This is a genomic window from Clostridium thermosuccinogenes (genome assembly GCF_002896855.1).
GTDB lineage: Bacteria > Bacillota > Clostridia > Acetivibrionales > DSM-5807 > Pseudoclostridium > Pseudoclostridium thermosuccinogenes.
This window is the reverse complement of record NZ_CP021850.1, coordinates 4,664,086-4,677,747: the sequence shown is the minus strand read 5'-3', so window position 1 is coordinate 4,677,747 and position 13,662 is coordinate 4,664,086. Positions and strand designations below refer to the sequence as shown.

The 13,662-nt window shown below is 40.2% G+C and carries 8 protein-coding genes; 1 reads left to right on the top strand and 7 read right to left on the bottom strand.

The genetic code is table 11. The features are described from left to right. Positions 1-254: 254 nt before the first annotated feature. Both CDO33_RS20355 and CDO33_RS20350 read right to left on the bottom strand, forming a co-directional pair. On the bottom strand, positions 255-2,456 hold the full coding sequence (locus CDO33_RS20355; protein ID WP_103081826.1) for a glycoside hydrolase family 95 protein: 2,202 nt from the start codon (positions 2,454-2,456) through the stop codon (positions 255-257). Between the two features lie 425 nt (positions 2,457-2,881). Further along, a complete protein-coding gene (locus tag CDO33_RS20350) occupies positions 2,882-4,633 on the bottom strand; it encodes an FAD-dependent oxidoreductase (protein ID WP_103081825.1) in 1,752 nt (583 codons plus the stop codon). A 274-nt stretch (positions 4,634-4,907) separates the two neighbouring features. Between CDO33_RS20350 and CDO33_RS20345 the strand changes: the two genes are divergently transcribed. Beyond that, the gene (locus CDO33_RS20345; RefSeq protein ID WP_207655289.1) at positions 4,908-6,272 is read left to right on the top strand and encodes a DDE-type integrase/transposase/recombinase; all 1,365 of its coding nucleotides are present in this window, start codon (positions 4,908-4,910) and stop codon (positions 6,270-6,272) included. A gap of 381 nt (positions 6,273-6,653) precedes the next feature. On the opposite strand, the gene CDO33_RS20340 is transcribed toward CDO33_RS20345, so the two are convergent. The 5 genes from CDO33_RS20340 to CDO33_RS20320 all read right to left on the bottom strand — a co-directional run bounded on the left by CDO33_RS20340 (position 6,654) and on the right by CDO33_RS20320 (position 13,652). After that, entirely contained in the window at positions 6,654-7,769 is a 1,116-nt protein-coding gene (locus CDO33_RS20340) for a uroporphyrinogen decarboxylase family protein (RefSeq protein ID WP_103082913.1), read from the bottom strand. Positions 7,770-7,847: 78 nt separating this feature from the next. After that, the gene (locus CDO33_RS20335; protein ID WP_103082914.1) at positions 7,848-10,061 is read right to left on the bottom strand and encodes an FAD-dependent oxidoreductase; all 2,214 of its coding nucleotides are present in this window, start codon (positions 10,059-10,061) and stop codon (positions 7,848-7,850) included. An 87-nt stretch (positions 10,062-10,148) separates the two neighbouring features. Next, positions 10,149-11,747 carry an extracellular solute-binding protein gene (locus CDO33_RS20330; RefSeq protein WP_103082915.1) on the bottom strand — a complete coding sequence of 533 codons (1,599 nt, stop codon included), beginning with the start codon at positions 11,745-11,747 and terminating at the stop codon, positions 10,149-10,151. 67 nt (positions 11,748-11,814) lie between these two features. After that, a complete protein-coding gene (locus CDO33_RS20325; RefSeq protein WP_103082916.1) occupies positions 11,815-12,720 on the bottom strand; it encodes a carbohydrate ABC transporter permease in 906 nt (301 codons plus the stop codon). Beyond that, positions 12,714-13,652, bottom strand: coding sequence for an ABC transporter permease (locus CDO33_RS20320; RefSeq protein WP_103082925.1), 939 nt, complete (start codon positions 13,650-13,652; stop codon positions 12,714-12,716). The genes CDO33_RS20325 and CDO33_RS20320 overlap by 7 nt, the downstream gene beginning before the upstream one ends. Positions 13,653-13,662: the final 10 nt, after the last annotated feature.

The window sequence follows — 13,662 nt, the reverse complement described above, 5'->3', positions numbered from 1 at the left end:
TATAGTTTGGGAATGAATTCAGCTAATTGAAATGGATGATTGTCGCTCCGAAAGGGTTCAAAGCACATAACAATCAGTGCATCCATTATTGGCTGAATTCAAACCAATTTTATATAAATCGTGCTGCCCCGGTTTTATGCTCCCGGCTCCCTAAATCTGATTAAAATCATACACCTTGGTTTCACCGGCAGCCAAATTAAGCTTCTCTATTCTATCCTTATACTTGATAGTGCATGGATTACCAAGCTTTGAGGTTATGGAAACTTTTTAAGACTGTGATTTTCCCATTCCATGTCGATCACAAAGCCGCCCCTTGCACAAATACCCTTGACATATCCCGCATCCCAGGCATTTGGCAACGCCGGCAGCAGTTCAATTATGCCTTCATGGCTTTGAAGGAGCATCTCAAGCACGGCCGCACTCATGCCTGTATTTCCATCCAGCTCATAAATGCCCACTTCATATCCCTCAAAAACAGGATGGCAGATAAAGAGATTATCATATGTCAATCCCCGGATTGCACCTTGTATATATTTATATGCCTCATTCCCATCCTTCAACCGGGCAAAGTAAGCCTCCAAAAGGGCATAACCCCAATTTGATTCCTCATAGGAGCCCTCCGGACTCACCCTCAAGTCTATGCTTCTTCTGGCTGCAGCACTGAGTTCAGGGGTTTTGTCCACCGTAATCTGGCTGAAAGGATAAAGTGCCAAAAGGTGCGAAATATGCCTGTGATGAGGATCGGAAGCTTCAAAATCCTGAAGCCATTCCTGCAGCTGTCCTTCCTTTCCCACGGCAAAATCCGGAAGCTTTCCGCAAGCATCCTTTAACCGGTCGGAAAAATCAGCATCACAGTCTAATATCTTTGCTGCTTCAATGCAAATATTGAAAATCTCGCGGCTCAGTACCGTATCAAACGTAGGTCCCATCGTATTGGAGTAGGATTGCCCGTTTATAAGGAAGCTGTTTTCCGGCGAGAAGGAAGGACCGCTCAAAAGATATCCCTTTTCCAGGTCCTGCACCAGGTAATCCAGAACAAATTCCGCAGCCCCCTTTAAAACCGGATATGCGGCCTTTTCCAGGAACTCCTTGTCCCCGGTATATAGATAATGCTCCCACAAGTGGGTTGCAATCCACACTCCCCCCATGGGCCATATTCCCCAGGATTCGCCCCATCCTGGTGCAGAATATCCCCAGGCGTTGGAAACAGTGTGGGCAGTCCATCCCCTGCATCCATAATGCACCTTTGCAGTATGGGCACCTGATGGTACAAGCCTTTCTGAAATCCACTTGAATAACGGCATATTGCATTCGCTGAGGTTTGCAGCTTCCGTCGGCCAGTAGTTCATCTGGGTGTTTATATCGAGGTGCATATCGCAGGTCCATTCCATCTGGCATGCAAGGCCGTCATTCCAGATACCCTGCAGATGATTGGGCAGGGGAGAATTCTCTCTGGAGCTTCCAATGATCAGATAACGGCCGTAATTGAACAACAGCGCATCCAATCCGGGATCGGCCTCTCCGTTCCTTACCCTTTCAATACGCTGGTCCGTCGGAACATCATCATGGCAGCCATGCCCAAGGCTCAGCAACATGCGGTTCATCAGACTGCTGTGTTCTTTTATGTGTTCTTCCTTTAATTCTTCATAGGATAACATGGCCGCCTTCTCTATTTTGTCAAGGCAATCCTGGAAAGGCTCCGAACACTCAAAGTTTGTCCTCAGGGCCACCAGCACCACAGCCGAATCCGCGCCTTCTACATTGAGAGCGTGAGCCTCCTGGCATATATGTCCGTTATCCGTCAGGACGCGTATTCTTCCATGGATTGCAACTCCGGTTTTCCCATCGCTATGTATATTCTCAAAAGCATTGCCTGAAATGACAAGATCTCCTCGGCTATCCGCATGTACTGCCATTGTGCTGTTCATTCCCTGAAAGCTTATTCTGAAACCAAGCTTGCCGGGAAGCTTTGAGATTACCTTCACAACCGCCACCTGGTGAGGATTTGAAACAAACACCTCTTCTTTATATTCATTATCATCGTGATTATACGTCACTTTTACAATTCCGGCGCTCAAGTCCAGCTCTCGGTAAAAGTTTGTATAATTGCCGGTGCGGGAGCCGAAGTCCAGTTTCATGTCCCCTACCGGCAAATTTGTGCCGTAATTCAGCTTCCTGCCCGTTATTTTGTGGCAAAGCTCTCTGGCCTTTTCATAATCATTATTGAAAAGGTATTTTCTTATCTCTTTTACAAGCTCCGGGCTTTCTTCCACCACGTTTCCCTTCGAAGCTTCTCCGGACCAAAAGGTGGTTTCATTCAGCTGGATTATTTCATCATTGGCTCTCCCGTATACCATGGCTCCTATCCGTCCGTTGCCAAGGGGAAGGGCATCGAGCCATTTTTCACCCGGCTTTTCATAGAACATCCTTAAACTGCCTGCTCTTTTTTCCCTCATTTTATATCACATCCAAACCATTTATTTATTAACCGCTCTATAAAATGCTCTGTCCCCCGCAGAATGAACAGGACCGCCCAAAATCCATGCGGCCATATAAAAGGTAAGTCATTCAAAATGCAGGTGCGGATGATTTCATTATATATCAGGCTAAGTATACAAAATCAACTCTTTCGGTAAAATATTAATTTTTGAATATCATATTCCAAAATGCCTGTATTATCTTAATTATTAGTGTCGTGCAGTAAATCGTAAATGTTTATGCAGCTATCCCTAATAAGGTTGAGAATTCTCTGACACTTGTTTTAGTGCCTTTCAATACAACAGCACTAATATATTTATATAGTTTCTCAAAAATGGTTTATCACAAAAAATACTGCTCCTAATAAATAGGAGCAGTATTTTGTAATGCAAATTTATGTAAACTAACGTACATCCCATGAAAATACATGTACCCTTTCTGCACCCCAGGTGGCTTCCGGGATAAAACGAATAGCAGTAGTTTCTATATTCACTTTTAGTTTAACCAGCCGCTGATAGTTGTTATCAACTTTAAGTACCGTTTTCCATTGGCCATTTTTATCTTTAGCTTCAATTCTAAAAGCTCGGGTCATGCTCTCGGGTACTTTAAGAGGTTCACTATCCAGCGGATAATTACAAGGCATATTGTGGGCTTTTTGCACTTTATTATAAACTTTCTCAGTGCGATTCAGGTCACTGTCAAATACAAAGCGTATCTCTCTAATTTTTTCCGACTGTTTAAAAGTATATTGCACCCATGAGCCAATACTCCCTGTCCAGCCATTGTCCTCTTCCCCAATAGGACGATCCAGTCCGTTTCTTAAAGGTTCAGGATCTCCTTCCGATGCAATTAATCCTGCTTTCTTAATCAGCTCCGGTATATCTCTCCTTTTCCATGGAAGGTAGCAGTCGTCTTCCATCAATGCCTGCTGAAGCTCATCAATCTTATTTTCATAAACACCCCTGGGTTTTAATGCGTTTCTTATTGCAATGGCTGCCGCCGTTCCTACAGCTTGCCCCAAAATAGCACAAGTAGCCATTACACGGGTTGCACTCATGGCTGCATGAGTGACACTGATGTTCCTGCCTGCAAAAAATAAATTATCAATATTTCTGGAGTATAAACACCTATATGGGATTCCAAATGGGGACGGTGCAGGATGCCAGATAGTAGGATGTCCCGGATACTTAAATCCTGCAGGATGATGATCGTCCATAGTCCATCCTCCATATGCCACTACATCCTCAAATCTTCCCTCTGCTCTTACATCATTCTGAGTCATAATGTAATCTCCAATATAGCGCCGGCTTTCCCGTTTTCCCGGCAAAAAGCCTACCCAATCCAATACCCAGTTATCAGCCCCATGATCTCCATGATTTTTGATATGATCCCATACTCCGAAGGCTATCTTAAGCAATTCATCCCGTATTTCCTCCGTATCATGAATAGAATCCTGATCTCCTCCAAGCTCTATCCACCAGAAGTTACTGGTTCTGACATCATGGTCTCTATAGGGCAGATCGTCATCCGACAAATACTTATAAGCCCAGCTGGGAGGATTAAATTTCTGGGGTCTGTCTGTCTCGCGAGCCTGAATAAGGCAGCTCATTCCCATTGTTTTCTTGTCAGCCTGCTCCGGCTCTATATCTTCGCCGAATTCTGCAGCAGCTTCTCTTCCTATACGGTGCTCTGCTGCGCATAAAGGTGCAAGGATGCTGTCCCCGGAACAATCAGCAAATAAACCGGCTTCTACAGTATGCCATGTTTCCGTAGTCAGTTGCCAGCCTTTTACGGATTTAATGCGACTTCCGTTCATTTCAAGACTATTACAGCTGCAATTCAAAAGCAATGTTATATTCTCCTCAAATCTTACCTTCTCATACAATATACTGTCCCAAATTGAATAATTACGAGTTGGATTGCGATACATGTTTTCCAGTTCAATTTCTTCTATGATTCCCGTTTCACGGTTGTTCTCTCCATGGGCACCGCATATCCACATTCGTATTTCGGAAGAAGCGTTTCCGCCTAAAACCGGTCTGTCATGCATGAGTACTACTTTAGCTCCATGCCTGGCTGCTGCAATGGCTGTACACATTCCTGCCAGGCCTCCACCGATTACGCACAGGTCAGCTTTATGATATTTCCATTTCATAAAATCCCCCTTCTTTCCTGCTTGGTAGTGTCAAAAGTTTTGATATGCTTTTGACCTCTAACCCTTGGTTTTACTTGCTTTTATATTATTAAGGGTTTTACCCTCATTTAACTGGAAATTAAGAATGTATAGAAAGGCAAAGGTACTTGCCCTTTTTTTGGTATAATGTTGTTGCTGGACAACCCCCAAAGAAAGGAGTTAAGTACCTTTGAACAACATTATAACAGTTTTACTACTATACATTCAAATACAAGCTAAAATTATCATTTACCTCATGTGTGCACTCTTTAGTAAAGGATCCGTCCGCAAGTACTACGATGAGCCTGTTAGGAAGCCTTACCGCAAGCTTGTGGTGGATACCATGCCGATTATTGAGACACTTGAGAAGCTTGATTATAAGCAGCTTATTTCAAATCATCTCAAGGAAACCGGTAAGCTTATAACCCCTATTACAAGGAGAAAAGCTTCTACAGTCCCTGATACTATGGCCTGCCCAAGATGTGGAGCTCCTCATGAATACCTTTACGACAATACCGGTGGTAAAGGCCAGTACTTATGCAAAGTCTGCAAGTGCACTTTCAACAAGAAAAACCGTTACCTAAAAAATCTCATCTTCCTCTGCCCCCACTGTGGAAGGACACTGGAACTTAAGAAAGAGCGTAAGGACTTCAACGTACATAAGTGCACCAACTCCAAGTGCCCCTATTACCTTGACAGGCTCAATTCCATGTCCGAGGAAGACAAGCAGCGCTACAAGTCTTCTCCACATGATTTCAAGCTCCATTACATCTACAGGGAGTTTGATATTGACTTTGAGCCTTTGGTAAGAAAGCCTTCCCAGCCTCCGAGTGTAGATATATCAAGGCTTTATGTCTCTCCTCACGTCCTGGGGCTGATACTTACATACCATGTCAATTTTGGCCTTTCTACCCGGATGACAGCTGCCCTTATGCGTGAAGTACATGGTGTAAGTGTTTCTCATCAGTCGGTATCAAATTATGCCGATGCTGTTGCCACAAACATTAAACCCTTCATTGACAACTACAAGTATGATCTCTCAGATTCCATCTGCGGGGATGAGACGTACATAAAGGTTCTGGGCAAATGGCATTACGTATTCTTTATATTCGACGCAGTAAAGAAGATTATCCTCTCATACCCCGTCTCTGCCAACCGTGATGTTAAAGCTGCAATTTATGCTCTTGACGAAGCATTGTCCAAGTTCGATAAGCTTCCTGAGGATCTTACCCTGATCTTTGACGGGAACCCTATTTACATGCTTGCTCAACACTATTTCGCCCAGTACGGCATCCACTTTGACATAAAGCAGGTAATCGGTCTTACCAACGACGACCCTATCTCCGAAGAATACAGGCCTTTAAAGCAGATCATCGAAAGGTTAAACCGCACCTTCAAGGGAAACTACAGACCCACCAACGGTTTTAACAACTATGCAGGTTCAGTATCCTTCCTTACACTGTTTGTAGCCTACTTCAACTTCCTAAGGCCTCATTCCTCTCTGGAAGGCAGGGTGCCGGTGGTCTTAGAAGAGCTCAAAGACCGGCCTAATATGCCTGCCAGGTGGGTTACACTCATTAAAATGTCCCAAGAATACATCAAAGCCCAACAATCTGCTTAAGGAACGAAATTCATCCTCTTATTTTTGTAGCATAGCATAGCAAAACAGTCGCCGCCGAACCTGTGGAGTTTGTGGGTAACCCGCTGATTTGAGGGGTGTGGGTAACTTGTGTGATAAAGTGTTGGCAACACGCTTTTCGTTGCCAATGCTTTATCCACTTGTTATCCATGCCTCGGGCGGGTTATCCATCAAATCCACAGGTATTATATTCCCATGGTTTTTCTTGTTGCTTATTTGGTTTCCAATGTGCATATTTGGTAAATACTCTCATTTCTGGCGTCAAAATTTTATTCTTTCATAGAACTTTTGACACTACCTCCTGCTTACCCCATCATACCAGATTAAATAATAAAAAAGATATACTTTATAACTTTTCATATTTTATAACTTCCCATATTTTAACCCTGCCTCAATAAAAGCCAGATAGTTGTTTACAGTTCTCTCGTCTATAAAAGGTTCATATGGTCCTGCCGTAGGTGACAGTATAAATCTACCTGATTTACCTTCTTCAATGGCGTTCTTTACCATCTCCTCAATTTCTTCCCTGCCGCATCTGGTTAAATCGTCATACTGAATATTTCCAACTAACACCATGTCTTTTCCCAACACTTTACGAGCTTGGGTGATGGTACAATCACCTATAGGAGGTGCTTCTATAGTATGAAGTCCATCGGGATTAATTTCCTTTATACCTTCCAATATTTTATATAAATTTCCATGGTAATGAACAATGGATTTTTTCCCATACTCCCTTATTAAATCTACAATTCCTTTAACATATCTGACAGAAATCTCATTGAATTTCGAAGGAGATACCAAGGGCGGACCGGCAAACTCAGCCCCTACAATAAAATATACATCACCTACATTTCGTTCCAGCAAGTATTTGTGAAATTCATATACACGGCGATACATTTCATCTAAAAAATGTAGTATCCTATCGTAATCTGTTACTGTCCATAAAGAAAAATTTTCAGCACTTGTAAGACCATATAGAGGAGCCAGAGGGTCCCCTGTACTCACCATCATTAATCCCTTATCACCCAATTCCTCTTGTTCTTGAAAAAACCGATCCACCGCAGGTTGTGGTGGCACATAGGGAATGGACAAAACTTTGTCTAATTCTTTCGGTTCTTCCAATAAAGGCTTGATCTTTGTTCCATCAATTCCTCTGGATATATATTTCTCAAAAGAAATATTTTTATATCGTATAATCTCTTTCTCGACCCGATTCCCACCCTTCTCCTCTGCGGTTTTTATTACCTGTATTTCCGGATTGGCATTGCAGCAAAACCCGGTGGTGAAACTTCTGCGATCAAAAGTATCACAATATTTATCAATATACTCTACAATCGGCTTATAGCATGGAATGTTATATATATCCACATAACACTCTATCGGATGATAAGGCGCTAAAAGCCATATTGGGATTCGATCAATTTCCTGACCGTTAAATAATCTTGTCAGTCTCTCCCTACTTGTTAGTTCGGTTCCCATACTTCCAAATATCTCCTTTTATAAATATCTCTTTCAGACACTTCAATAGGCCATGATAGTTTTGCCGCAGAACAAACACTAATAAATCCTTACCTCATATAAACCTACTCGAGGACATCCATTAGTTGCATGGAATTCAATCTTGATTTCATTTGTTTCTATCGGATCTATTAAAATCCGATTCATTCTTTGATGGTTGTTACGTATTTCTTTAATCTTGATATATCCGGCTTCCGTTTTGCAATAAATATCATAGTCTTTCACAATCTCCGGAATTACATTTTCCAAAGTTGGTCTAAAACCGATTCGGAAGTTTAGATCAGAATCAAAATAGAGTATTATTTCCTTTATGCATTTTTTCTCATGCCAAGTCAGCTTTACATGCTGTCCTTCTGCTCCTTCCTTTGAAAACCAAATATTAGGCAAGCCATAAGGACGTGCATAACCGTTAATGATATTTTCTCCACCATAAACTTTCTGCTCCGGCTCAACTTTAAAACATATGGTTCCTTTTAAATTTCTCCATATATATTCCTTCATCTTCAAAGTGTCTATATCCACTATTGTGGGAGCCTGATTTTTTACTCTTTCAAAACAAACAACTCCGGTGAGTTTCTTACCTGTCATACCTATTTCCAGTTCCGGCTTTTCATCCAGCTCAATAAAAATTTTATTTTTGTCTACTTCCTTGTTTATTGGAATAGCAACCCACTTCCAGTCCTGGGAAGCCTTCACTTCAACTGTTCCTTCCGCAATCTTGTTTTCAGGATTATAATTTTCTTTCTTAACAGGAAGATACAGTGCATAATGAAACAAAGCGTCCTTAATTGCTCTGACTTTTATATATAGATTGTTAATAAACCCATCAGCGGGAATGATTAAGCCCAATCGATTTTCTAATGATTTTGCAAATTCGACACATGTCAATTCACATTCTTGTACGGAAGAAACCTCAATCTCAGCCTCCCTGGCCATATCTGCCGGATCTACATTTCTGCATCCTACAATATACTGATCCCATTTTAAAAGGATTTGTTGAAGCTCTTTTCGGTGATTCTCATATACTCCCCGTGGAATAGTATTATACTTCTTACATAAATATGCTGCCGCACCCAATGCCTGCCCTAATGTGCTCAGTGTGGCCATAACCCGTGTAGATCCAAAAGCAACATGGGTAGTGGACATACATCGTCCTGCCATAAACAAGTTTTCTACATTCCAGGAATAACCGGTTCTATAGGGTATTTGATATATTCCTTTAAGAAAAATGTGCTGATTAACTAAATCTTTTGAAAAGAAGCCTTCAATAGCATGGAGATCAATGGACCATCCTCCATGTCCCACAGTGTCCTCAAAATCCCTCTGTTCTACTATATCAGATTCTTTTAGAATATAATCACCCATTAGCCTTCGGGATTCTCGCTTTCCAGGTACAGGAGCCACATATTCAAGATCATAATTATCTGCATCGTATTCACTGCTATTTTTAATATAATCCCAAATACCATAAACCAATTCCCTATGCATCTGTATAATTTTCTCGCTGTTCTCGATCTGATTGATGCTTCCTGTCACCTCATAGTACCAATGAAATCTATAAAATTCATCTTTAGGAATTGTGCGGTATTTTAATACATCTGTCTTAGTCAAGTCAATCGCAAAATCAGGTCTTATATATCGAACCGGTTTTCCCATGTCCTTAGCATAAAATGTAAGGGTACTGGGTATCACACAGTCATCCGCCTTATCAGGAGCGATTCTCTCACCAAATTCATCTTTAGATTCCCTTCCCATCCTATAATCCGCTCCTGCCAGATATCCCACCGTTCCATCTCCGGTATCATCGAGAAAACACAAACCATAGAACTCAAATCTTTTTTCGCTTCCAAGTTGAGAACCCGAAACAAATTTAATTCTTTTCTCATCTTCCATTTCTACCTGATCGATATTGGTATTTAGAAACACTTCAATATTAGGTTCCTTTCTTATTGCATCTATTAATACTGCATCCCAAACATATCTGTTTCGTTGGGGATTTCGATACAGATTTTCCAATCTAAGCTCATCCACTATACCTGCTTCTCTTGAATAGCAATTAAACTCATGGCAACCGTCTGCTCCGTCTACACTGACTCCGATTTCTGCGCTGGAATTTCCACCCAAATAACCTCTATTATTAATTAAAGCAACCGTTAAGCCTAAGCGTGCGGCTTGAATTGCTGCACATATTCCGGGCATACCGGCACCTACAATAATCAAATCCTTTTTAACCTTATACCTTTTAAATTCCAATGAAAACCCCTCCTTTTGATTTTATTTGCTTAATATAAGAAGCCGGCTCAACTATAAAACAGAACCGGCAAAACTTGCGTAAATTTGTTATTCTTCCATGCTCTTAATATATTCGTTCATCTGTTGCACATATTCTTCTCCGCCATTTTCATACCATCCTTCCAATAATTCATCATAGGCACTAACCGGCAATTCTCCTACAATAATCTTGGAAATGGTTTGGGCATAAGTTTTCTGGGAGTAGTCAATAAATTCAGGATTGTCAGCAGCCGCTGGCCTATAGCCTCTGTCCAGGGAGAATACGAACTGGTCAATGCATATACCGATCCATTTTTCCAACTTTGGCTGCAAATCAGAAGGAGTGTTCAGCGGTACAAAAAATCCCGGATCATTATTTCTTCTTACAATAGCTCTACCCCATTTAAAATCTTGATAAAGGTCCGTAGCCACTTTTTTATCGCCTTCAACTGTATATGTTACTCCTTCCGGTCCATAATTGGCAGCATTCCAACCATCATCAGACAGCAGCCAATCAAATACCTGTATAATTCGTTCCGGTTTTTTTGCAGACGTGGTTATCGCCCAAAATCCCCAGAAACCTGTGCTAAAACTTCCCCCTTCTACTATACCATCGTCATTTTTAACACCTGTAATATAAGTGAGTTCAACATTTGGATTAATTGGAAGCATATCATCCAAGTACTGCGGGATCCAACCTGCAAATTCTGAAATCACTCCGGTAATTCCCTGTTTAAATCTTTCCATAGATACATCTCTTTTGGTTACCGGCCAATCCGGATCAATTAATCCCTCTTTCCACAACGTCTGAGTAAATTCAAGAGCCTTTTTATAATTGTCATGTTCACGACTATATTGAAGGTTCATATATTCGTAAGGTCCGTTATCAGCTTTCTGCCATCCAATTATTCCAAAAGGCCATGCCAATAATGGTCCCATATCTCCGCTGTCAGTAGATGCGGCCAATCCATAAGTATCATCTTTACCATTCCCATCCGGGTCCTCCTTAGTAAATGCCCTTACTATCTGTACAAATTCTTCTTTAGTAACGGCCCCGTCTTCCGGAATGGTTATACCCACCTTATCCAACCAGTCTTTTCGCACTATATATCCATCTGCTCTGGCAATACTGGTTCTAGGTATACCATAAATATTTTCATCTCCTGTTAATTTTAAAGATTCCCAGGAAATATCATAGGTGTATTGTTTTAGATTTGGTGCGTTTTCCAGGTATTCATTAAGAGGGAGAAATACACCGCTCTTTACAGCATCCAATACCACTTTATCACTTGAGTTTGTAATTAGCACTACTTCCGGGTAATCTCCTCCGGCTATCATGATCTGGAGTCGTTCAGCATAATTGGTTGAAGGCGGAATCTCCAAATCGATCTTTACGTTATTTTCTCTTTCTACTAACTCAAAGAAAGCTTTATCTGCTTCACTTTGTTCTGCTGGTGTAAAGTTGGCAAACATTTTAAATGTATAGACTTCTTCTGCTGCAGTTTTATCTTCACCATTGCTCTTTTCATTGGACTTACTTGCTGAACTATTATCGTTTGACTGCTGAGAAGCCTTGTTATTACCGCTTCCACATCCAGCAAAAAATGTGATTACAAATGTGACAATCAACAAGACTGACAAAATTTTTTTAACATTCATATTGATCATATGTATTCCCCCTTTTAAATATAATAATCTCCTTTCGGAGTAATTTAATTAAAGCAGTATGAGCTGCTTATCCTTTGACGGCACCCATCATTATTCCCTTAACGAAATATTTCTGAAGGAAAGGATATACACATAAGATAGGCAAAATAACAACTATAAGCGAAGCATATTTTACAGTCTGCAAGGGAATATTGTTTGAGGAAAGCTCGGCAAAATTACCCCCGGCATTTAATAATTGGGTATTTGCGGATAAAATAATTTCCCGAAGAAGAAGCTGCAAAGTCCACTTACGTTGATCTCTGATATATAATACTGCGCTAAAATAACTATTCCAATATCCTACACATACAAAAAGGCTAATTGTAGCTATAATAGGAGTAGAAAGCGGAACTATAATTTTCCACAAAATATATATATCGGACGCACCATCAATTCTAGCAGCTTCCTCTAAGCTTTCCGGTATGGAAGTAAAGAAGTTCTTCATTAAAATAATATTGTATGATGAAATAACAGAAGGCAAGATCAATGCCCATAGAGTATCTAACAGGCCTAAACTACGGATTAAATAAAAATCGGGAATAATTCCTCCACTGAACATCATGCTGAAAATCAACAAATTCATAATTATGCTTTTCCCTTTCAAACTTTTCTTTGAAAGAGGGTATGCTGTTAAAATAGTTACAATTACACTTATTAATGTTCCGAGTATCGTAATAATAATAGTATTGCGATAACTTGATAAAATTAACGAACTGCTGAATACATACTTAAAAGCACCCAAGTTGATTTTTCCGGGCAATATTCTCGTTGGATTTTCTAAGTATGAACTGTAGTCACTGATAGAAACTGCAATAACATTTAAAAAAGGATACAACATACAAGCAGCAATAAGAGCTAATATTGTATAAATCAATATATCAGAAAGCAAACTACTGTTGCTGGGATGCCTTTTTACACTCTGTTTAATCACCATAATCCTCCCTCGCCATATTTTTTGGCAAAAACATTGGTTATCCAAATCAGTATAAGTCCTACTACTGATTGAAACATTCCGACTGCCGTTGCATAGCTGAACCTTCCTTCTTGGAGTCCTACTCGGTAGGAATATGTCTCAAAAACATCTGCAACATCGTATACAAGTGGGCTATACATTAAGAAAATTTGTTCAAAACCATTTTTTAAAATAGAACCGGCTCTCAGAATCAACAACACCACAACTGTGCTCATGATTCCAGGTAAGGTAATATAGCGAACTCTCTGCCATCTTGAAGCACCATCAATTATTGCAGCCTCATATAAATCCTGGTCTATACCTGTTATTGCTGCTAAATAAATAATTGTACCCCACCCGGACTCTTTCCATATATCGGTAATCACAATGATACTGCGAAAATATTCTTCTTTTTGCAAAAATGCAATGGGCTGTCCAGAAAACATCTTAATAATATGATTAACAATTCCGGTAGACGGGGATAGAAAATTATACACAATTCCCACAATGACAACCCAGGATATAAAATGAGGAAGATATAAAATAGTTTGAATAGCTTTTTTATAGTAAATATGACGCACTTCGTTAAGCAATAGGGCCAGAATGATAGGAACCGGAAATCCCCACAAAAGTCTATATAAACTGATTAATATTGAATTCTTCAGAACAATGAAAAAATCTCTGGATCTAAATAAGTATTTAAAGTTTTCCAACCCTATCCACGGGCTTTGCCAAATTCCTTTCACAACATTGAAGTCTTTGAATGCAATGGTTATACCGTACATAGGAATATATTTAAAAATTATTAAAAGAGTTATTCCGGGAATCAGCATAATATATAACCATTTGTTTCTAAAAATATATTCCAATAAACTTTTCTTAGAGTTTGGATTTTGAAGACTTCTTATTTTCATCGATGTCACT

Coding starts and splice junctions, on each gene's coding strand:
- CDO33_RS20355 (WP_103081826.1), bottom strand. CDS start 2,456: ATGAGGGAAAAAAGAGCAGGCAGTTTAAGGATGTTCTATGAAAAGCCG.
- CDO33_RS20350 (WP_103081825.1), bottom strand. CDS start 4,633: ATGAAATGGAAATATCATAAAGCTGACCTGTGCGTAATCGGTGGAGGC.
- CDO33_RS20345 (WP_207655289.1), top strand. CDS start 4,908: ATGTGTGCACTCTTTAGTAAAGGATCCGTCCGCAAGTACTACGATGAG.
- CDO33_RS20340 (WP_103082913.1), bottom strand. CDS start 7,769: ATGGGAACCGAACTAACAAGTAGGGAGAGACTGACAAGATTATTTAAC.
- CDO33_RS20330 (WP_103082915.1), bottom strand. CDS start 11,747: ATGATCAATATGAATGTTAAAAAAATTTTGTCAGTCTTGTTGATTGTC.
- CDO33_RS20325 (WP_103082916.1), bottom strand. CDS start 12,720: ATGGTGATTAAACAGAGTGTAAAAAGGCATCCCAGCAACAGTAGTTTG.
- CDO33_RS20320 (WP_103082925.1), bottom strand. CDS start 13,652: ATGAAAATAAGAAGTCTTCAAAATCCAAACTCTAAGAAAAGTTTATTG.